Raw genomic sequence first — 19,710 nt, forward strand, 5'->3', positions numbered from 1 at the left:
CCTTACTATATAATAGCTTTGAACAATTGTAAACATATATATTTACATTTGTTCAAAAATATTTATAGCTGCTGTTTTAGTGAATAAAAAAAGACTTCCGCACTCGGAAGTCTTCCCTTATTTTTCAGCTTTTATCACAAATGACAACATGATTCGGTACTTATTCTTTACCTTTTTATAAGGAATTAATACGTATGGCTGATCAGGCGGCGTAAACCGTTCAATTCCTTTTTGATTAGCATAAGGGGAGAAGTACATTTTTCCCCACCGTTTAATGATATAGCCCGTGGTTCCTTTGGCAATCACTCCGTCTTTTGAGATGTCTGTTTGAAAAGGATACCGGTTTCGCTGCGCCTGCAGAGATGACGCCGAATAAGATACAATATCTTCTACTATTTCAATCCGATGAAGCTTTTGCTCTTGAAAAAACAGCGTTTTCATCTCCCTTACTCTTGTTTATCTAACAAAAAGCGCGCCGTGAACTGATCTGTAACGAGCACATTTGCAAAATTCCCTTGCAGTGCTCCGTAAATGCTGTCAATTTTCTGATCCCCGCCCGCTACTAAAATGGCGTACTCTTTCTTCTTTAGTTCTTCCAGATCAAGTCCAAGCGTCCGTTCATCCAGGCTTTCATTGCAAATTTGTCCATCTTTATCAAAAAAACGTGAACAAATGTCTCCTACTGCTCGCGAGGAAATCATCTCTACATCTTGTTCGGAAAAGTAGCCAAGCTGAAAAAGCAGCGAATCGGTTTTAATGGGTCCCGTAGTAAAGACGGCAATATTGGCTTGTTTGCCTAGATCTAAAATGCGCTTAATATGACGATCCGTTTCCATTGCTTTTTTGACTACCACGTGATCGACAATTACAGGCAAAGGAAGATGCATAGGAGGCGTATTGTATGCCTTTCCAAATAAGTACATAATTTCAGAAGCATACGTGCTCGTTTCCGAATGGCTTACTCCGCCTTTTAACTGCACAACCTGCACGTCATTCACATACTTTTGTTTTAAATCGATGGCCACTTGATAAAGAGTTGTTCCCCACGTCACCCCAATAATATCTCCGTCTTTTACGATGTCATAGAGATAGTCAGCTGCTGCCACGCCTAGATGACTTTTAATAATGTGATTTTCATATTGAGGCACCGGTGTGACTATTGCTTTTTTTAAATTGAATTTTTGTTCAAGTTGAGAAGACAATTTTTCACTATTGATAGATGAATCCACAATTTTAATTTGAACAATGCCTTCTTCTTTTGCTGTCTGCAGCAATCGAGAAACCGTAGGCCTTGATACACCAAGCTTTTTTGCAATTTCACTTTGATTATAATCAAGAATATAATACATCCTTGCCGCTTCAATCACCTTATTAAATTTCTCTTGATCCATCTCCATCGACTTGTTCTCCCCTACCTCATGAATTTCTTATCCCAATTTTACCAAACTTATGTCTTTAGTTTACTTGTTTGGTGAACAAAATTTCAAGAGGGGATTTTGTAACTGGGTTGAAAAGAGAAATACTAAGGAAGGACGGTGACCAATTTAAGATAACAAAACACGGGTCTACACTTCTTCTGTTTCCACTAAATAAATCCGATCATCAAACTTCCCGCGCTCCCTGGCCTTCTCCTCACGCACTTTCTCAAGTTGTTCTGGCGTGGCCCCGTGCACAGCTGCTAGCGCCTGCATAACTTCCAGTAAATCCGCGAGCTCTTCAATTGCCTCCTGATGCGTTTGGGCTTCTACGTACTCTTGAAGTTCTTCTTTTGCCTTTTTCGTCAGCTCATGTTGATATTCCTCTCGCTGGAGCACGCGTGATTTGAAGGTTTTTCCGCTTTGTTCAATAATCGTGGGAATTTTATCTCGCACTAGCTTGTTATAAGTAGGCATTATTTTTTCCTCCATCTCTTACCTTTCTAGTAAACTAGTATTTTTCAAATTCTGCTTGATTTCCGTTAAACACATTTACATCAATAAACGTTTCTTTACCTTTATAGCCGCTTAACCGCCCTTTGTCCGTATACTGCCAAAACGCCCATTTCTTCTGTTCTTCAAGAGTAGGCTTTTTCACAACATCGCGAATCCAAATATCACACTCAGGATATCTGTTTTTAATATACAAGTTATACGCTTTAGGCGTCGTATAAAGAATGACGCGCTTGTCATAATGAGATTCAAGATGTTTAATCATGCTAGAAAGCTCCTTGTATACATGTTTCTGAGACGGCAGGCTTTGTTTTTTATCTCCGTAAAATTCTACATCAATCACTGGAGGCAAATCGTTATTTTTAAGAGAGACCGTTTTGATAAAATTAGCCGCTTGTGTGGAACCTTTGCTATCGTAGCTAAAAAAGTGATAAGCTCCGATCCGCATGTTTTTCCGATTTGCTTGTTCCCAGTTTTGTTTAAATAAAGGATCTTGAAATGAACTTCCTTCCGTTGCTTTGATAAAAGCAAACTGAATATCTTGTTTACTCAGCACACTCCAATCAATCTGCCCTTGATAAGAAGATACGTCTACGCCTTTTACATCATAGCGGTTGGCACTTATCGCATTAGGAATTACCCATCCTTTACTCCATAGTAAAAATATAAAGCTTACAAGAGCGACTAATATGAGTCCTGCTGTAAACAGTCTTTTGTTTTTTTGATTGGCTTTGTCTATTATGTTTACCCCCTTTTTCCGGAAAATACTTCTAATATTCTAACATAAAAAGGATTTTCTAAAACAATAGAGCCTTCAAGTCTTTGCTAAAAAATACAAAAAACCACCTAAAAATCAGGCGGCTTTTCTTTTATGCTGCGTCTTCAGATGGCTCGTTATCTTTGGCTGCTTCTATCAGTAAGAAAATAGCCGTTAAAATATGCATAATCATGCCGACAATTGGAATCCACGCAATAGCAGAACAGACAATTCCCATGATATGCCCTGTCCGAACTTTGTTTGTTTTAATCGCAAATACTAAACCTACGATGTGCAATGCGAGCATTAGAATAAGCGGCGTGTAGGCTAGGCTTATAACCAAGGTGCCGCCCAGGAGGGGAATCCCCCAAAGAGCCTCTAATCCCCCGCTGACCCATTTCAATATACGACTTGTTTTTCCCAATGTATCCTCCCCCTTTGTCTTCAATGTATGCACAGAGGTTTTATTTCTGAACGGTTGTATATGAAAAAAGTGGCAAAAATACGTGTACTAAAAATAAATCGATAGTCCCTTATAAAGATACGTTTTTGTACGGGACTAGTGTAATAGTGGAAAATGAATGAGAGGAAAAGGCGCGGTTTTATATATAATAACGAGGAGCTCTTCGTAAAGAAAACGAATTACACATAAACAAAAAAGCCGAACTCAAAATGTAAGCTCGGCTTTTTCTTATATAACAAATAGAAGTATTATAAAATGTTTTTCGTATTAGTGTTCTCGACTCTTCTCAAATTTTTCAACAGCTTCAAAATCAAGCTCGGCTGATATCCAATCGCCTTTTTCCGGGAATTCTAGATTGCGCACGACTATTTTATTCGGCACCTTTTTTTCTAAAATTTTCGCCTGGCAGTTTTTGTACATAACTACTTCTCGTTCTTTGATATCTGTCCACAACAAGTGCAGGACCCCTTTCAACTTTAAGAAGTTAATATTTCGAAACACCGTTTTACATTTTATTATATTTCTTTTGATTTGTTAATTTCTTTGTCTTATTTTTTATAAAAAAATATTAAAACACATTTCTTTTAATACAATATACCCAAAATATCTTTTAATCCTTAAACATTTATGTTATATTTTAAAAATTGTATTACAAGTTTTTATTTTTGTAGAAAAAATCAGAACGGCTGATGCGCAAAAAACTTTGCTGTTATTGTAGCAAGTTTTTTTATTTTTGCCTTTCCGCCTATCCTCTTTGCTTTTTTTACATATTTATAATGGACATATGGATTCGTCCTAATACGTAGGAAGGCTTGAAAATCCAAAAATATCTTAACATAAAGTCATGAAGCTATTCCGCTAAGAATACAGTTGAATTTACAAATACTCTACCGAAACTGCCAGCACCCTCTATCCATATAAAAGCTACCTTCCACTATTTAAGAAACCACAATTTACTCGCTGGGAAGTAATACATACTAATAGAAGTGTTCAGAAACAAAATAAACTTTACTCTTGATATCTTGCTATAAAATAAATAATAACAACACAATTTGAGGTGCCAACAATGAACGTATTAACAAACGCTATAATTATCTTATTAGCTTATTTAATTGGGTCCATTCCTTTTGCTTTAGTGATTGGAAAGGGCTTTTACAAAACCGATGTTCGCAAGCACGGAAGCGGTAACTTAGGAGCCACTAATACCTTTCGTACTTTAGGAAAGAAAGCAGGTATTATAGTGTTGATCGGCGATATAGCAAAAGGCTCGCTAGCTGTCTGTTTACCGCTTATGATGAATAGTCACTTGCATATGCTTGTCCCTGGATTTATTGCTATTCTTGGACATAGCTATCCGATTTTTGCAAAGTTTAAAGGAGGAAAATCTGTAGCGACTGCCGCTGGTGTATTCCTTGCATTTTCACCATTAGCTTTCATTCTAGGGATTCTAGCTTTTTTAATTTCTCTCAAAATTTCTAAATACGTATCCTTGTCTTCACCTATTGGGGCATTGGTTGCCTTTTTGGTATCACTCTATATAGGTGATGTAGTATTGATGGTATTCGCAGCCGTTATTTTTGTTTTTATTACATGGAAGCATATTAAAAACTTCAAACGCATTAAATTAGGTACAGAACCTAAGGTTAATTTTTAAACGTACTAAAGTTAGTAATTTTTAAATGGTGTTACCAAAAAGGTGTTCATGCGTTGAACACCTTTTTAATTATTTTAGTATGTCTTGTCCCAAGATAGACGTAAATTATGAAATTTCTTTAAAAATGCTCTTGATTATAGACTAAACAATACATTTCGCTGCTTCCTATATCTCATTTTGTAATTTGATATTTACTATTTAACCACCTTAAAACGATGAGTGTTACGGCACCAGCAGCTAAATATAAGAAACCTCCAACTTCTATTACATACCCAAAAGGTGGAATAAGCTTTGGTAAAAAAAACATCCCGGCAAGAGAAATAAAAATTAAGACAAAGAGTAGAAAAAAGTCCTTAATCTTATTCGAAATTTTGTAAACAGATTTTTGTATCCATTTTAAAAGCAGAAAAACATCAAGAGAAATAATAGCTGCAACAATAACAAAAGTGACGATTGCTGTTCCGATATAAACAGTCTGGCTGCTATCCTTAACATAATGTACAACGATATTTCCTATCCCGCTTACTATAGCCATCAAGCTTGCTAGCTGTAACAATAAAAAGCTTATAAAAAAAGCAGTGCTTTTTAAGGGTTCTTTAGGTAACTGTTTAATCATTTCATCACAGTACGTCTTAAGGTTTTCTCCAAACACCTCTTCAGCACGCTTCCCTTCCGCTTGTGCGTCAATAAGGTGATCTAAAAGCTCCATCAATAATTCTTCAGCCTGCTGTTCAGAAACTGACACACTCGTTCGAATGTAAACAAGCATATTATCATAGTACTCTTCATTTTCCTTGGTCAGCTCTTTTCGCTTCTTATTATTTAATTTAATTAATTCCTTAGCGTTCATCGTAAAAACTCCTATTCAACAATTTATCTACAGGGTTTTGAATGTTGATCCATTCCTCTTGGATTTCACATAATGCGCTCTCACCAGATGCCGTAAGATGATAGTACTTTCGTTTAGGACCCGAAGGCGATGCTTTCATTTCTCCCTTTATTAATCCCTCCTTTTGAAGACGTAGTAAAATTGGGTAAATCGAACCTTCACTCACATCATTTAATCCATATTGTTGAAGCTTCTGGGATAGCTCATAGCCATAAACCGTTTCTTTTTGAATGATTGATAAGATACACCCTTCTAAAATTCCTTTTAACAATTGACTTCTCAAAGACATATCGATTTCTTCCTTTTCACTATCTTGTTATACAAGATACATTTTTAAAGTAAAGCTACCTTGCAAGACAAGATAGCTTTATATCACTCATAATAACCTATTTATAGTAAATATTCAACCATTTATTTACTTTTTTTATTAAACCACTTAACATAGTAATCTTTTTAGTAAATTTGAATAAATAAATGAAACCTTTCCTCTCTACTAACCGTATACCTATCATGCACGTATTAGTTAAAGGAGGAAGACTTGTGCTAAAACGAATTTCACTGTTTATTTTCGTTAATATTTTAGTATTAATCACAATCACAACGATTACATCTTTATTAGGTGTTCAAAGCTATATGGGAAGCAGCGGTTACGGCGGCCTGCTGGCATTTAGCGTAATTGCCGGCTTCAGCGGCGCGATTATTTCTCTTATGATGTCACGCGTGATGGCAAAGTGGATGATGGGTGTTCAAGTTATTGATGAACGTTCTCCTCAAGGTGAATATGAACGATTTGTTTTAGAAGAAACGCACCGACTTGCATCTGTTGCAGGATTAAGAAAAATGCCTCAGGTCGGAATTTATCATTCAGCGGAAGTTAACGCTTTTGCAACTGGGCCAAGTAAAAGACGCTCGCTTGTTGCCGTTTCAAGCGGAATGCTTGAACGAATGGACCGCGATGCGATCAGCGGCGTTATCGCTCACGAAATAGCACATATTAAAAGCGGGGATATGGTCACAACTACGCTTCTGCAAGGAGTATTAAATACATTCGTTATTTTCTTCTCTCGTTTAGTAGCCAAAGCGGTGTCAAACTTTGTGCGAGAAGAGTTTGCGATGGTTGTTTATTTCCTTACATCGATTGTATTTGAGATTCTCTTTAGTATCTTAAGCAGCCCAATTATCTTCTGGCATTCAAGAAGACGTGAATTCAAAGCCGATGCGCTTGCAGCTAAACTCGGTGGTAAAGAAAAAATGATTTATGCGTTAGAATCGCTTCGTCATACTACTTCATTAGTAGATGACCGTCAAAAATCAATTGCTGCTTTTAAAATTAGCGGCAAAGAAAAGTTCTCACGCTTATTCTCTACTCACCCGCCGCTTGAAAAACGCATTGAGCGCTTGCATTCACTATAAGCATAAAAACCAGCTTCTTTATAGAAGCTGGTTTTTTATGTTATGACTGAGGAGCAAGCACGCGTGTAGTTTCCCACAGCAAGACGCCATCTTGATTTTTTGTTAATTCAACGTATCCTTCTTTCTCTAAATACGTAAGCTGGCCGTACACTTCTGAGAAAATAAAGTCCGGTGCTTTTTGATACATATCCGGGAAAAAAGCTGCGCTGACTTCAAGCGTTGTTTTTTTTCCTTCACCCATTACTTGTAACACGCGCAGGGCCCATTTATGCTGCTTTTGAATACGTTCCATAATTAAAGAATGAATGTCACCAAGCGGTTCACCATGTCCGCTGTAGATCAAATCAATGTCGTAGTTTAACGTTTTTTCAAGAGACGCCAAGTAGTCCAATAGCGGCGTTGGCTTAGGATTTTGAATGGTTGGCTCTAAATATGGATTTGACGGTACTTTTGGCAAAATATGATCTCCGCCAAACGCGACTTTTTCTTTTCGGTTGTAAAACATCAGCTGACTCAAGGAATGTCCCGGCGTTTCAATCACTTCCCAATCACTGGCATACGGAAGTGTATCTCCTTCTTTCAAATACCCGGCTAGCTTCTGTCCTTTAGGTGAATATACTTGAATTGCAGCCGTTGCTTTACGAAGCCATGTATCCATTACATCATCACTGACTCCAAACTCCATAAGGAAATTACGGTATAGCTCATTATGCTGCTGAACAAACTCTTCATCTTGGTAAATCCAAGGCTCCACAAGCTTATGACCGTAAACCGGTATATCACTCGGCAGCCATTCTAAAAATCCAGTGTGATCCGGATGCTGATGAGTAAGAATCACTTGTTCAATGTCTGTTACTTTATATCCTTCTTTACGAAGCGCCTCTTCAAAAACATTCCACGCTTCTTTGGTTTTCATACCTGCATCAATTAACGTTAACTTGTCTGCTTTTAATAAAAACACATTCACTGGTCCAATTGGAAATGGCGTAGGCAGCTCAATGCGTATTACCTTATGATCTAAACTCATTTTACCAAACCCCTATATCTGCATTCTTTTTACTGCTTTATACTGTTAAACGTTTTATTCTTTTAAATAGTCAATTTCCTGCTAACTTCTACCTTTTGTAAAAGTGTGCTGAGCCTCAATAATTGGATGACTCTTTGTACTCGTACAAACATTTTACATAAACTCATACTATTAATAGTTTAGCAGGTTTGAAGACAAATTGATAAAGGAATGCTTTCCAGTGTACTTATTTAAAGCAAACGAATGATTCATCAAACTAAGAAAGTAAGATAGAATAAAGAGATGGAATGATGATATAAGGAGTATAGTTTATGATTAAAGCAATTTTTCTTTTTAGTTTAGCAGGTCTTGCTGAAATTGGCGGAGGCTATCTGATTTGGCAGTGGCTGCGCGAAGGAGCATCAAGCTGGTTAGGGCTTCTGGGCGGTATTGCTTTGGTGCTGTACGGCGTCATTGCTACGTGGCAGTCGTTCCCGGACTTTGGACGTGTATATGCAGCTTACGGCGGTATTTTTATTGTTTTAAGCCTGTTTTGGGCGTGGTGGGTTGATAAAAAAATGCCCGATACATATGATTGGATTGGCGGACTTGTGTGTCTGATTGGCGTAGCCGTTATGCTTTGGCCAAGAAGTTAAATGATAACGCAGAAAGCGGCAGAATACATGAATTCTGCCGCCTTTTATTTTTTTAGATAAATACAGCTATATTGCCAGTTTATGCACTTACAAAAAAGACAACCCCAAGGTTGTCTTTTTCATTACTTCAACTCAGCCCATCTTTTATCTAATGATTTTAACAGCTCATCTTCAGATGTTTGGCCGCCGATGTATTCTTGTACATCCGCTCCAAATTTTTGCGTTACGCCTTCAGGGAATTTTGTCCATTCCCAAGGAATCGTTTTTTGATCCTTAGAATATTTAAGAAGTTCTTCGCCTAAAGGACCGATGTCTTTTGCTTCGATTGACTTAAAGGCTGGAATGTACTTAAAGTCTTCTACTAACGCTTTTTGACCTTCTTTAGATGTAACCATCCAGTTTAAGAAATCTTTGGCTGCTTTTTTATCTGCCGCTGGCGCTTGCTTGTGAACAACCCAATTGCTTGGAACGTCGATTGCAAGCTTGTCAGATACAGCTGCATCATCGCTTAACGGCATAGGCAAAATGCCTACATCCATGTTCGGCGTAATTTTATCAAGCATTGGCTGAATCCAGTTTCCTTGCTGAATCATCGCTGCTTCACCGTTCGCAAACTTCGTTACTTGCGTGTTGTAGTCCGTCGTTAACGGATTTTTATTTCCGTATTTTACCGTTAAATCAAGCAGCTTTACATACTGTTTGAACTGCTCGTTTCCTGCGATTTTCGTACTGCCGTCATTTAGCCCTTTAATAAATGCATCCGGATCTTTTTGACTAGCAAATGGAATATTTAAGCCGTGGTTTCCAAGCACCCACCACTCGCCGTAGCCGATAGAAAATGGCGTAATACCGGCAGCTTTCAGCTTTTTAGCCGCTGCTTCTAATTCTGAATATGTTTTTGGAAGTTCTTTGATGCCTGCTTTTTTGAACAGTTTTTTGTTATATGTAAATCCATAGCCTTCAAGACTGATCGGCTGCCCATATACTTTACCGTCCATCGTCATTGGTGTAAGTGTGTTTTCGTAAGCGTCATCAATCCAAGGCTGATCGGATAAATCTTCTAATTTATTTTTCCACGTTTTTGCCTCTTGATATCCCCCGTTTGTGAAAAGGTCAGGTGCATTCCCCGACGCAAACTGCGCTTTTAAAGCAGCTGCACCGTCAGCTCCTCCACCAACCGTTTGGATATTAAACTTTACGTTTGGATGTTCTTTTGTGTATTGATCAGTTAGAGCTTTTAGCTGATCAGCGATTTCTACTTTTCCTTGGAATACATCTACTACTACTTGATCTCCGCCGCTTTTTTTATTACCCGATGCGCTTTCGTTTGAACACGCGGTTGAAAATAAAAGCGTAGCCGATAAAACACCTGCCGCTAAAGGCCATTTTTTCATTTTAAATGCCATTTTCCGTTCCTCCCTATGTGCTGCTGATTTTGACGCCTCAGCATCAAAATCAGCCCTGTTGCCGTTTCTATTATTTAATTGAACCGCTTGTAATTCCTTTAACAATGTGTTTTTGCATTGCAAAGAAGAAGATTAATAGCGGGATAATACTGATCACAAGTGCTGCTAGTGCTAAATCCCACTGCTTTGTATACTGACCAAAGAAGAAGAATGTCGCAAGCGGAATCGTTCTTAGCTCAGGATCTTGCAGAACAAGAGACGGAAGTAAGAAGTCATTCCAAATCCATAGGCTGTTTAAGATAACTACGGTTACTGTAATTGGTTTTAATAACGGGAACACAATTCTCCAGAATACGCCTAGACGTGAGCATCCGTCGATGATTGCGGCTTCTTCTAGCTCAACTGGAATTCCTTTAATAAATCCGTGGTATAAGAAAATCGTCATACCAGAACCAAAGCCTAAATACATGATCACAATACCCCAGATGCTGTTTAACAGATTTAAGTTTCCTGCTACTTTTACAAGTGGAATCATGATGGATTGAAACGGAATAACCATTGCCGCTACGAATGCCATAAAGATAATGCTGCTGATTTTTTTCTTTGTTCGAACCAGCATGTAAGCTGCCATTGAACAGAAGATGACTAGAACTGCGTTACTAATGACTGTAATGATCAGCGAGTTGCTAAGCACTTTTAAGTAATTCATTTGGTTGAATGCATTAACAAAGTTTTGAAACTGAATTGTTGTCGGCAGTGCCGATGTGTTTGACAAAATTTCTGCAAATGACTTCAGTGAGTTTGAAAGCACGTAATAAAATGGTACCAAGAACACTAGTCCAAGCAGGACTGCTAAAATTTCAACAATAAAGGTTTTGCTCGTATATTTGTTTCCCATCACGATTCAACCTCCTTCTTCTTGGTGTATGTTACTTGAATAATTGTAATTGCTGCTACGACGATGAAGAAAATTAAGGCTTTTGCTTCACCTAGACCGTATCTGTTATTAACAAATGCTTCTGTATAAATGTTAAGCGCTAACATTTCTGTTGATTTAAATGGACCACCGTTTGTTAATGATAAGTTGACATCAAATACTTTGAATGACCATGAAATCGTTAAGAATAAACAAACCGTTACTGCCGGTGCTACCATTGGAATTGTAATGTGACGAAGAATTTGCCATCTGCTTGCTCCGTCAATTTTTGCTGCTTCAATCAGCTCTTGCGGTACGTTTTGCAGTGCTGCTGTGTAAATAAGCATGATATAACCCGCTCCTTGCCATACACTTACAATCACGATGCCCCAAAATGCTGTTTTTGCGTCTCCCAACCAAGGAAGTTCAAAAAGCGAAATTCCCGTGATTTGTCCGATAGATGCAAATCCTTTTACAAAAATGAACTGCCATACAAATCCTAGTAAAAGTCCGCCAATTAAATTCGGCATAAAGAAAACCGTACGTAAAATGTTTCGTGTTTTTAACATTTGAGTAACAAGGATTGCTAACACGAACCCCACCACATTCGTTAAGATAATCGCAACGACCGTATATTTTGTTGTGATCCAAAACGACTGCTGAAACTGCTTATCTTCGGTGAACAAGTACTTAAAGTTATCAAGGCCCACCCAGTTAATCGTGCCGTTTACTCCGTTCCAGTCTGTAAATGAGTAATAAATCCCTGTAAAAAATGGTATAAGTACAATCACACAAAACGCTAAAAGTGCGGGCCCTACAAATAGAGCAAACAAACCTACATTTTTCAAATTTTTACGTTTTTTCGTATTAATAGATGGTTCTCTTTTAAGTTCTTGCTCTAAAGGAACATATTCTGTCTCCTGTAATTTACTTTGGCTATTCATCTTACTAGCACCTCCCTATGTCTTATTTTAGCGAAATCAGTTATTTATGAAACCGCTTTAATTGACGAGTAGGGTGTAAAATATTGACCTTTGTGCAACATTTTCTCCCTTGTGCACATTTTACGCATTTTTTTAAAGTATGCATGAAAGAAAAGCTAGAAGTGGACGACGTATCTTCTTATCTTATACACTAGAAAAAAGATGTAGTTGGGAGGAACATACGCATGACAGCCAAACGAGCGTTAATTACGGGTGCCAATTCTGGAATGGGGCTGGCCACAACGATTGAACTAGCTAAAAAAGGATTCGAAGTCATTATGGTATGCCGAAATGAAGAAAGAGGAAATACGGCTTTAGAAGAAGCGAAGCGTCAAAGCGGATCGGATTCCATATCTCTTATGACCTGTGACCTAGGTTCTCTTGACAGTATCCGGGCTTTCAGTGAAGACTTTACGTCTCGCTACAGTGTACTTGACGTGCTGATTAATAACGCGGGCGTGGTGACAATCAAGCGTGAAACAACCCAAGACAGCTTTGAAATGATGCTTGGTGTCAATCATTTGGGTCACTTTTTGTTAACTAATTTACTTTTAGATCTGCTGAAAAAATCTCAGCAAGGACGCATTATAAACGTTGGGTCCGGTGCTCATAAAGCTGGAAAAATAGACTTCAGCAACCCTCACTTAACAACAGGATTCGGAATATGGCGAGGATACTCTCAGTCTAAATTAGCGAATAATTTATTTACGGTCCATTTAAGTAAAAAGCTAAAAGATACTTCTGTAACCGTAAATTGCCTACACCCCGGTGCAGTCTCTACCGCTATCGGCGTTAATCGTCAAACGGGTTTTGGAAAAAGCGTTCACGCCGTGCTTCGCCCTTTCTTTTTAACACCTCTTCAAGGTGCCGAAACAGCTATTTATTTAGCAGTCAGCCCTGAAGTGACGCATATTAGCGGCGCTTATTTTTATAAAAAACGCGTTACACCCCCTTCTTCAAGAGCAAAAAATGAACGACTCGCAGAAGAATTCTGGAACTGGAGTGCACGCGAAGTTGGCTTATAATGTAGAATAAAAAAAGGTCAGCTTTTCAGCTGACCTTTTCGTATTAGAAAAACGTTAGTCCTATAGCAAAAATAAAGCCTGATACAATTAAGGTCGTCACGCAGTAGCCCATTATATCTCGCGCTCCGAGCCCTGCGATAGCTAGTGCGGGCAGTGCCCAAAACGGCTGCGCCATATTCATCCATGCTTCTCCGTAGGCAATGGCCATCGCAGCGACTCCCGGATCTACGCCGAGCTGTTCAGCTGCCGGCATAATAAAAGGTCCTTGTACAACCCAGTGTCCTCCTCCAGACGGAACAAAAAAGTTCACAACACCAGAACTTAAAAACGCAAGAAACGGAAATGTCGTTTCATTTGAAATCGAGATAAATGCGTTCGTTAGCTTCCCGCCTAAGCCTGATAGCTCCATCATGCCTTGAATACCTGCGTAGAATGGAAACTGAATCACAATCCCAGCGGTTCCTTTCGCAGCATTAGAAACAGCATTCATATAGGATAAAGGCGTGCGGTGAAGTAAAATACCCGTTGTAAAAAACAATAAGTTCACTGTGTTAATATCCATTTTAAAACCGTTTGTAGCAAAATAATAAATTAAATATGAATACCCAAGAAGTGTAATCGTCAGACTTAAAAACCTGCTGTTCTCCATGCGTACAGCAAATGTTGGCTTAGAAGAAGTTGTCTCAACAACTGTAGCCGGTGCCATTTCATCTTCCGCCAACAGTCTTGGATCAATTTCTACCACTTCTTTTCCCGTCGGCATCATCAGTCTTGTCATAATAGGAAGGACAATTAATAACCCGAGGGTAATAAATAAGTTGTACCCTGTAAAAATCGTGTCTGACAGCGGAATAAGTCCAGCCGTTTTTTCCATTGGGTTTCCAGGTGTAGCAGCAACAAGAGGAATCGAACCCGACAAGCCTCCGTGCCATGTTAAAAACCCTATGTAAGCACAGGCAATTAAAAACCGGTAATCAGATCCCGGCACGCGTTTCGCTACTTCTTTCGCAAACAGCGCACCTACAATTAAGCCAAACCCCCAATTGATCATACAGGCCATAGCTGCGCCGAGCGTGACAAGAATTACCCCTTGCGCCGGAGTTTTGGCTAACAGTGCTATGTTCACAAGCCACTTCTTTACAAGCGGCGAGCTGGCAAGCGCATGTCCCGTGACAAGCACTAAGCTCATTTGCATCGCAAATGCCAAAAGGTTCCAAAAGCCACTTCCCCAAAACTGAACCATTTCAATCGGCCCGTGAGGAGTAAAAACAATACCTGATACAAATAAAATCAGCGTCAGGATTAAAGCAAATACAAACGGATCAGGTAAAAAACGCTGCACAAGCGCCGTAAAGAAATTAGATAACGCTTTCATTTTACTCCTCCTTTACAGGAATACTCCTGTGAATAAATGTCGACAAGCATCTTTAATTATACATAATTTGTTGAAAATTGTTAATATTTAGTTTAAATAAAAAACCCTTCTGTTTTTCAGAAGGGTTTTACACACTAAATGTTTGAATAAGAGTTGGTTCTCCGTCAAGTTCAATTTTCTTTTCTTGAAAGGAAATATGTAAGCTTTTATAAATATGTTTCCAAAATGAAATAGCCCGCTTATTGCCTGCAAGCTCAATAATCATATATGTTCCTTTTCGATGAGAGAAAATGTCTTTTACCGTTTTGGAAGCGATGCCCTGCCCTCGGTATTTGTTTAAGATAAAAAAATCATTGATGCAGTAATCTGCTTCTTGCTGAAGTGCGGGCTGTTCAAGAAGTAAAAAAAAGCCCATCAGCTTATCATCTACTTTAATAAAGTATGGCGAGAGGCCTTCTACTTTCCAAAACAGCGGCAGCTCTTCAAAATGGAAAGCTCCATCTTCGCAAATATCTAAAGAAGGTGTATAAGCAGATAAATCGTGGAGATAAAGAGAATACAAATTTTGCAAAACGCCCGCTTGGTCTTTAGGTACTTTTTCAATCGTAAGCATTCTTAGTTCATCCCCTTCTTTTCCTATCATAAGGGTTTTTTGTGAAAGTTTACAGTAAAAATATTTGAGCAAAGTGAAGATGGATAGTCAAAAAGCTCTTTTTTCATTTTGTAGATGTATGAAACGCAATAAAAAAACGATCATCTCCGGTACTGTACGCTCCGTCTGATAATCGTTTTTTATGTTTTGTGTGCTGATGCTGAAGTTTTTCCTTCTTTGTTTTGGTTTTCCGCGTTTCCATGTCTGCAAATACAAACAGACTGCGGTTTAATTCTGGGTTTCGCTTGCCTTCACGCGTCATTTTATCACGCATTTTTTTTGCTTTTGACTTTGCCATGTAACTTCCTCCCTATATAAATGATGTATACATATCTTACTGCTTTTTTATAAAATGTCAAGTGCAGAAGTACTGATGTATTGACAGTGCTTCTGTATAGTCAAGACTCTTTATTTTTCAGCATATCATCTAACTTTTGCTCCATACGCTGAAGCCTTTTTTCATTTGCCCCCTGCTTTTGAATCAACCTTTTTAAGCCTATAATAAATGCAATTATTACTCCTGCTATTCCTATCAGGATAAGCAGCATAAGAATTTGAAAAATTATATCACCTATATTAACCATAGTTCCACCTTTAATCTATTTTTTTACATTATATCATTTTTTTGGTTACTTTTGTTTTATTTTATAAAAAAAAGCTCTCAATGCTGAGAGCTTCATTTACTATCTTCATCGTAAACTGTCCACTTTTCCTGTTTGATTTGATTGGAAACATCAATCAGTTTATTTTTCACTCGGTCCTTTTCCGGGCCTGTTAAAGGCGTAGGTCGGTAGTCGTTTCGTGCTGTTGTGGAAGAAATACGGAATGGAATGACGTTGATGTCTTTATTCGTCGTTAGCTTTCCATCTTTAATCGTAAATGTCTGCTGAAATACAAATGTATCTTTATCACTTGGATTTTTGTTTCCGCCAAACATAAAGTTTCCTAAGCTATAGACAATAAATTTATTTTTGTACTCTTCAATTCCTTGAACAACATGAGGATGATGACCTAAAATTAAATCTGCTCCGTTATCAATTGTATATTTCGCCAATGCTTGCTGCGCTGTATCAGGAACATAGTGTCGTTCAGACCCCCAGTGGAAATGTACAATGATAATTTTAGCTCCTTTTTCTTTTAAAGACTTAATTCCGTCTTTAATCTGGCTTCTTATTTCTTTGGTGTCATCCCAGCCAGGATATCCAAGCAATCCTACTTTGACTCCTTTTACCGTTGTGATGTATGTATCTTCATAGCCAAAATAGCCTATTCCGCTTTTCTTTAAGTTCTCTCTTGTATCATCATATCCTTGCTGTAAATAATCACGTGTATGATTATTAGCTAAGTTAACGGTTTCAATACTTCCTTGTTTTAAAATATTCACAAAAGAAGGATCACCTTTAAAACGAAATGTTTTACTTGCTTTTTCGGTCGCCTTTGTCAGCGTCGTTTCTAAATTAACCGTTGTTAAATCATCTTGTTCAAAAATCGACTTTACATTTTGCGTAAAATATGGAAGGCCATTTCTTGCCGCTACGTCATTAAAAGTAGAATCATAGCTGAAGCTTTCATCATTTCCTAAAGTAAAATCTCCCGCTGCGCTAATTTTAATGGTTGTATTAATGCCCTCTTTTTTTTCTTTTTTTGTCGCTTCTTCTTTAGATTTTACAGCTTCTTCTTTTTTCTGCGGTTCAGAAGATGTTTGTTCTCCTGCTCCTCCGCACGCTCCTAGTAAAAAACACAAACTTCCATAAATAACAGCTTTTTTTAAATACTTATTCATGTAACGTTAAAACCCCTTTTTACGTTTTAATAACTGTGTTTGGACATGGTGTTTAATGTACATTTCGCCAAATACATACAATCTTCCTGTTATATCGGCAAAATAAGTGAAATTTTTATAAAAAAAGGAAATTCCTATCTTCTTTTTGAGTTAAAACAAGAGGTTTTTTAATACAAGCGCTATGAAGAAAGCTGATGATCTTTGATAAACGTCAAGGAATTTACAAAAATATAGAGGTTTTCAAACATCACCTAAAATAAAAAACCTCCTTTGCTCATGCAAAGAAGGTTTTATCTAAACTTAACAAATCGAATCATTAGATTTAGGGTTTTTGAGTCCAAATATCGGTCGGATAAATAGTGCTAAGCCTGTGCCAAGCATCGCCATAACCATCCATACCCATCCATGAAGACTAAATGAAGCAATGCCGCCAAAGTAAGCGCCGATGTTACAGCCAAAAGCAAGACGCGCACCATACCCCATTAAAAGGCCGCCAACAACAGCTGCTCCCGCAACTCCGGGCTTAATCTTTCCTGGTTTGAACGTCCCTTGCGCCGTCGCTGAAATGAAGGCCCCTAGTATAATCCCAAAGTTTAACACGCTGGTAGAGTCTGCTAGCACACTTTGCGTTAGCGCTTCTCCATTTGCACCTTGGAAAAATCCCCAGCTCGATACATCTATCCCGGCTGCCATCATGGCTTTTCCGCCCCATAATGCAAAAGCAGAAGTGATTCCCCAAGGGTTTCCTCTTACAGCAAGCGTCAATGCATTTAATACGGCCAGCACAATCGCTGCTGTGAATAGAGGCCAAGAGCCTCGAATAATCTTTTTCCACCCTTTTGTAGTAGGAAGCTGTTTCATCATAGGCGGATTTTTCTTTTTAGCAATTTGAATCGTAATCCAGTAAATCGCTGCGAACGCGATAAGCTGTATAATCCAAGCTCCAAAATAACCAAGACCTGTCGATTCAGCTAATGAGATAGGGGGAAGCGAAGGTTGCTTTTGCCAAAATGGCAAATGATACGCCCCAAACATAGAACCTACAATAAAGGCTAAAAGTGTTAAAATCATAGAAGAAGAACCTCCGCCTAACGAATACAGCGTCCCTGAGGCACATCCATTTCCTAACTGCATGCCAATTCCAAACATAAACGAACCAACTATCACGCTTACTCCTACAGGTGAGACATATCCTTTTGGCGTTACCCCTGTAAAGCTAAAGCCTGTACTTAAAATAATAGCAAACAATGTTGACGCAATTGCAAGCATAAGCATATGCGCTTGCAAGCCTTGAACATTGCCGACAGATACAAGGCGGCGAAATGCTGATGTAAAGCCAAAACGTGCGTATAGAAGCGTCAGCCCTAACGCTAGGCCGATAATAAATAAAACACCTTGCGTCCAATTAGTCGTGAGCACAATCGCAAGAAATAAAATAACTGCTGCTATAACCCCTCCTGCAAATAATGGCTTTTGCATAGGACTTAATTCTGTTACAACAGTAGTAGGCTTTGATTTATATGATGAGTGCAACGTTTGCGACACATCATCCACTCCTTTTCTGATAGAAATACTAAGAATTAATATTTATCATCTTATAGCACTTCCCTTCTCCTGTAAACTGTTTAGCAAAATGAAAGTGAATTGTTTATTTTTTAAATATTCTTACCTTTAGTCATACAAAAAGCAGAAGTTTCTATTCTTCTGCTTTTCGCTGCTAAGCGTAAATAGAATGAATCTCTTTTATCGGAGTAGGATGAGGCTTTGCAAAATAATACCCTTGAAACAAATCATATCCCATCTCTATCAGGCATTTTAAATCTTCTTCTGTCTCTACTCCTTCCGCAAGAGCCTTCGCCCCCATTTTATGGGTGATAGCTAACATCTCTTGGGCCACTTTTTTCTGTTTCTCATTTTTACTGACTCCATTTGTGAATTCAAATGCTAACTTCACCACGTCAGGCTCCACTTCTAAAAGCCTCTTCAGCGTGTTATAACCAACCCCTACGTCATCTAAAGCATATTTAAATCCGTGGGAACGATAATAATTCAAAATGTTTTTTAAATGCTCAATATCTTGAACATCCTCGGTTTCAATTACTTCAAACACTATTTGTTCGGGTTTTATATTCAATTCTTGAATTAACGCAAATGTAGATGCCAAGCAATGCTCAGGATTATATATTGCTGTAGGAATAAAGTTAATAAAAATCAGCTGACGATCAATAATACTAGCATTTTTTACAGCTTCTAAGCGGCAGGCTCGGTCAAGAGCGAAGGTTTTATTTCTTATTTGAGCAGCTTCAAACATTTTAAAAGGCGGTATAATACTTCCGTCTTCTTCTAATCCTCTTGATAAAATTTCGTGGCCAACGATATGCACGCGTTCGTGATCAATCGATACAATGGGCTGATAATATGAGCAAATTCGCTTGTCTTCAATCAGCTCATCAATCCACAAGGCATCTTTCATTTTTTGAAAAACGGTGATTGGCTCCATACCCCGCAGGTTTTCAAACGGGCTCCGCTGCTTGGCTTCTACAGCCCACACATGCCGAGGGTCTAGATGCTGATGAACATAATCCATAAAACTCCAAAAAATATCTTCCCTCATCCAGACCATATCTTCTCCAAGAGTCTTCCATTGGCTTTGAGAAATATCTTTAAAGTATTTTTCCAATTTCTTCACATCGCTTGATTTCTGAAAAGAAACCGTATATCCTGTCCTAATTGGCAGACACGCGTCGCACCCCATAGCTCATCTTCTCCCTCATTTATCATCAGTTTTTTGTATGTATACATGG

General features: G+C 38.3%; 23 protein-coding genes. 4 read left to right on the forward strand and 19 right to left on the reverse strand.

Going from position 1 to position 19,710, the window contains the following annotated elements:
- Positions 1–117: 117 nt before the first annotated feature.
- From ACFX4W_RS22000 to ACFX4W_RS22025, 6 genes are all read right to left on the reverse strand, one after another.
- Positions 118–441, reverse strand: a complete 324-nt coding sequence (locus tag ACFX4W_RS22000; protein WP_280559839.1) for a hypothetical protein — start codon at positions 439–441, stop codon at positions 118–120.
- A gap of 5 nt (positions 442–446) precedes the next feature.
- Positions 447–1,391 (reverse strand): DNA-binding transcriptional repressor DeoR, encoded by a 945-nt coding sequence (locus ACFX4W_RS22005; RefSeq protein WP_183128468.1) that lies wholly within the window; start codon positions 1,389–1,391, stop codon positions 447–449.
- Between the two features lie 174 nt (positions 1,392–1,565).
- Positions 1,566–1,892: a nucleoside triphosphate pyrophosphohydrolase gene (locus ACFX4W_RS22010; protein WP_162214441.1), complete on the reverse strand. Its 327-nt coding sequence runs from the start codon at positions 1,890–1,892 to the stop codon at positions 1,566–1,568.
- Positions 1,893–1,926: 34 nt separating this feature from the next.
- Positions 1,927–2,667 carry a glycoside hydrolase family 25 protein gene (locus ACFX4W_RS22015; RefSeq protein WP_280560721.1) on the reverse strand — a complete coding sequence of 247 codons (741 nt, stop codon included), beginning with the start codon at positions 2,665–2,667 and terminating at the stop codon, positions 1,927–1,929.
- Between the two features lie 130 nt (positions 2,668–2,797).
- Complete coding sequence (locus ACFX4W_RS22020; protein WP_098248245.1) at positions 2,798–3,109, reverse strand: hypothetical protein; 312 nt, start codon at positions 3,107–3,109, stop codon at positions 2,798–2,800.
- 306 nt (positions 3,110–3,415) lie between these two features.
- Entirely contained in the window at positions 3,416–3,604 is a 189-nt protein-coding gene (locus ACFX4W_RS22025) for a hypothetical protein (RefSeq protein ID WP_225049418.1), read from the reverse strand.
- Positions 3,605–4,214: 610 nt separating this feature from the next.
- On the opposite strand from ACFX4W_RS22025, the gene plsY reads away from it, so the two are divergent.
- Positions 4,215–4,802: a glycerol-3-phosphate 1-O-acyltransferase PlsY gene (gene plsY / locus ACFX4W_RS22030; RefSeq protein ID WP_043982735.1), complete on the forward strand. Its 588-nt coding sequence runs from the start codon at positions 4,215–4,217 to the stop codon at positions 4,800–4,802.
- 172 nt (positions 4,803–4,974) lie between these two features.
- Here the strand turns inward: plsY and ACFX4W_RS22035 are convergent, their stop codons facing one another.
- Positions 4,975–5,652 (reverse strand): DUF1129 family protein, encoded by a 678-nt coding sequence (locus ACFX4W_RS22035; protein WP_043982734.1) that lies wholly within the window; start codon positions 5,650–5,652, stop codon positions 4,975–4,977.
- Positions 5,642–5,980, reverse strand: coding sequence for a PadR family transcriptional regulator (locus ACFX4W_RS22040; protein WP_013083614.1), 339 nt, complete (start codon positions 5,978–5,980; stop codon positions 5,642–5,644). The genes ACFX4W_RS22035 and ACFX4W_RS22040 overlap by 11 nt, the downstream gene beginning before the upstream one ends.
- Positions 5,981–6,231: 251 nt before the next feature.
- Between ACFX4W_RS22040 and htpX the strand changes: the two genes are divergently transcribed.
- Positions 6,232–7,104: a protease HtpX gene (gene htpX / locus ACFX4W_RS22045; protein ID WP_043982731.1), complete on the forward strand. Its 873-nt coding sequence runs from the start codon at positions 6,232–6,234 to the stop codon at positions 7,102–7,104.
- A gap of 40 nt (positions 7,105–7,144) precedes the next feature.
- Here the strand turns inward: htpX and ACFX4W_RS22050 are convergent, their stop codons facing one another.
- Entirely contained in the window at positions 7,145–8,131 is a 987-nt protein-coding gene (locus tag ACFX4W_RS22050; protein ID WP_043982729.1) for an MBL fold metallo-hydrolase, read from the reverse strand.
- A gap of 311 nt (positions 8,132–8,442) precedes the next feature.
- Here ACFX4W_RS22050 and ACFX4W_RS22055 point away from each other — a divergent pair, with 311 nt between their 5' ends.
- Positions 8,443–8,766, forward strand: coding sequence for a YnfA family protein (locus tag ACFX4W_RS22055; protein WP_060747327.1), 324 nt, complete (start codon positions 8,443–8,445; stop codon positions 8,764–8,766).
- 122 nt (positions 8,767–8,888) lie between these two features.
- Here the strand turns inward: ACFX4W_RS22055 and ACFX4W_RS22060 are convergent, their stop codons facing one another.
- The 3 genes from ACFX4W_RS22060 to ACFX4W_RS22070 form a co-directional block, all read right to left on the reverse strand.
- Positions 8,889–10,172, reverse strand: coding sequence for an ABC transporter substrate-binding protein (locus tag ACFX4W_RS22060; RefSeq protein ID WP_043981618.1), 1,284 nt, complete (start codon positions 10,170–10,172; stop codon positions 8,889–8,891).
- A 70-nt stretch (positions 10,173–10,242) separates the two neighbouring features.
- Entirely contained in the window at positions 10,243–11,070 is an 828-nt protein-coding gene (locus ACFX4W_RS22065; protein ID WP_013057493.1) for a carbohydrate ABC transporter permease, read from the reverse strand.
- Complete coding sequence (locus ACFX4W_RS22070; protein ID WP_013057494.1) at positions 11,070–12,032, reverse strand: carbohydrate ABC transporter permease; 963 nt, start codon at positions 12,030–12,032, stop codon at positions 11,070–11,072. The genes ACFX4W_RS22065 and ACFX4W_RS22070 overlap by 1 nt, the downstream gene beginning before the upstream one ends.
- Positions 12,033–12,256: 224 nt before the next feature.
- On the opposite strand from ACFX4W_RS22070, the gene ACFX4W_RS22075 reads away from it, so the two are divergent.
- The gene (locus tag ACFX4W_RS22075) at positions 12,257–13,096 is read left to right on the forward strand and encodes an SDR family oxidoreductase (RefSeq protein WP_280559841.1); all 840 of its coding nucleotides are present in this window, start codon (positions 12,257–12,259) and stop codon (positions 13,094–13,096) included.
- A 43-nt stretch (positions 13,097–13,139) separates the two neighbouring features.
- On the opposite strand, the gene ACFX4W_RS22080 is transcribed toward ACFX4W_RS22075, so the two are convergent.
- The 7 genes from ACFX4W_RS22080 to ACFX4W_RS22110 form a co-directional block, all read right to left on the reverse strand.
- The gene (locus ACFX4W_RS22080) at positions 13,140–14,471 is read right to left on the reverse strand and encodes a TIGR00366 family protein (RefSeq protein ID WP_237074479.1); all 1,332 of its coding nucleotides are present in this window, start codon (positions 14,469–14,471) and stop codon (positions 13,140–13,142) included.
- 127 nt (positions 14,472–14,598) lie between these two features.
- A complete protein-coding gene (locus ACFX4W_RS22085; protein WP_043981616.1) occupies positions 14,599–15,084 on the reverse strand; it encodes a GNAT family N-acetyltransferase in 486 nt (161 codons plus the stop codon).
- Positions 15,085–15,187: 103 nt separating this feature from the next.
- Positions 15,188–15,421: a hypothetical protein gene (locus tag ACFX4W_RS22090; RefSeq protein ID WP_098524678.1), complete on the reverse strand. Its 234-nt coding sequence runs from the start codon at positions 15,419–15,421 to the stop codon at positions 15,188–15,190.
- A gap of 100 nt (positions 15,422–15,521) precedes the next feature.
- Positions 15,522–15,707: a DUF4083 family protein gene (locus tag ACFX4W_RS22095; protein ID WP_013057499.1), complete on the reverse strand. Its 186-nt coding sequence runs from the start codon at positions 15,705–15,707 to the stop codon at positions 15,522–15,524.
- A 92-nt stretch (positions 15,708–15,799) separates the two neighbouring features.
- On the reverse strand, positions 15,800–16,906 hold the full coding sequence (locus tag ACFX4W_RS22100) for a CapA family protein (protein ID WP_043981613.1): 1,107 nt from the start codon (positions 16,904–16,906) through the stop codon (positions 15,800–15,802).
- 300 nt (positions 16,907–17,206) lie between these two features.
- Positions 17,207–18,451 (reverse strand): YeeE/YedE family protein, encoded by a 1,245-nt coding sequence (locus ACFX4W_RS22105; RefSeq protein ID WP_280559844.1) that lies wholly within the window; start codon positions 18,449–18,451, stop codon positions 17,207–17,209.
- 172 nt (positions 18,452–18,623) lie between these two features.
- Positions 18,624–19,661: an EAL domain-containing protein gene (locus tag ACFX4W_RS22110; protein WP_043981611.1), complete on the reverse strand. Its 1,038-nt coding sequence runs from the start codon at positions 19,659–19,661 to the stop codon at positions 18,624–18,626.
- Positions 19,662–19,710: the final 49 nt, after the last annotated feature.

The sequence above is a fragment of the Priestia sp. YIM B13489 genome (assembly GCF_042787645.1).
GTDB lineage: Bacteria > Bacillota > Bacilli > Bacillales > Bacillaceae_H > Priestia > Priestia megaterium.

Coding starts and splice junctions, on each gene's coding strand:
- plsY (WP_043982735.1), top strand. CDS start 4,215: ATGAACGTATTAACAAACGCTATAATTATCTTATTAGCTTATTTAATT.
- ACFX4W_RS22110 (WP_043981611.1), bottom strand. CDS start 19,661: ATGGGGTGCGACGCGTGTCTGCCAATTAGGACAGGATATACGGTTTCT.
- ACFX4W_RS22065 (WP_013057493.1), bottom strand. CDS start 11,070: ATGGGAAACAAATATACGAGCAAAACCTTTATTGTTGAAATTTTAGCA.
- ACFX4W_RS22055 (WP_060747327.1), top strand. CDS start 8,443: ATGATTAAAGCAATTTTTCTTTTTAGTTTAGCAGGTCTTGCTGAAATT.
- ACFX4W_RS22040 (WP_013083614.1), bottom strand. CDS start 5,980: ATGTCTTTGAGAAGTCAATTGTTAAAAGGAATTTTAGAAGGGTGTATC.
- ACFX4W_RS22080 (WP_237074479.1), bottom strand. CDS start 14,471: ATGAAAGCGTTATCTAATTTCTTTACGGCGCTTGTGCAGCGTTTTTTA.
- ACFX4W_RS22075 (WP_280559841.1), top strand. CDS start 12,257: ATGACAGCCAAACGAGCGTTAATTACGGGTGCCAATTCTGGAATGGGG.
- ACFX4W_RS22070 (WP_013057494.1), bottom strand. CDS start 12,032: ATGAATAGCCAAAGTAAATTACAGGAGACAGAATATGTTCCTTTAGAG.
- ACFX4W_RS22005 (WP_183128468.1), bottom strand. CDS start 1,391: ATGGATCAAGAGAAATTTAATAAGGTGATTGAAGCGGCAAGGATGTAT.
- ACFX4W_RS22060 (WP_043981618.1), bottom strand. CDS start 10,172: ATGGCATTTAAAATGAAAAAATGGCCTTTAGCGGCAGGTGTTTTATCG.
- ACFX4W_RS22000 (WP_280559839.1), bottom strand. CDS start 441: ATGAAAACGCTGTTTTTTCAAGAGCAAAAGCTTCATCGGATTGAAATA.
- ACFX4W_RS22090 (WP_098524678.1), bottom strand. CDS start 15,421: ATGGCAAAGTCAAAAGCAAAAAAAATGCGTGATAAAATGACGCGTGAA.
- ACFX4W_RS22035 (WP_043982734.1), bottom strand. CDS start 5,652: ATGAACGCTAAGGAATTAATTAAATTAAATAATAAGAAGCGAAAAGAG.
- ACFX4W_RS22100 (WP_043981613.1), bottom strand. CDS start 16,906: ATGAATAAGTATTTAAAAAAAGCTGTTATTTATGGAAGTTTGTGTTTT.
- ACFX4W_RS22085 (WP_043981616.1), bottom strand. CDS start 15,084: ATGCTTACGATTGAAAAAGTACCTAAAGACCAAGCGGGCGTTTTGCAA.
- ACFX4W_RS22095 (WP_013057499.1), bottom strand. CDS start 15,707: ATGGTTAATATAGGTGATATAATTTTTCAAATTCTTATGCTGCTTATC.
- ACFX4W_RS22010 (WP_162214441.1), bottom strand. CDS start 1,892: ATGCCTACTTATAACAAGCTAGTGCGAGATAAAATTCCCACGATTATT.
- ACFX4W_RS22050 (WP_043982729.1), bottom strand. CDS start 8,131: ATGAGTTTAGATCATAAGGTAATACGCATTGAGCTGCCTACGCCATTT.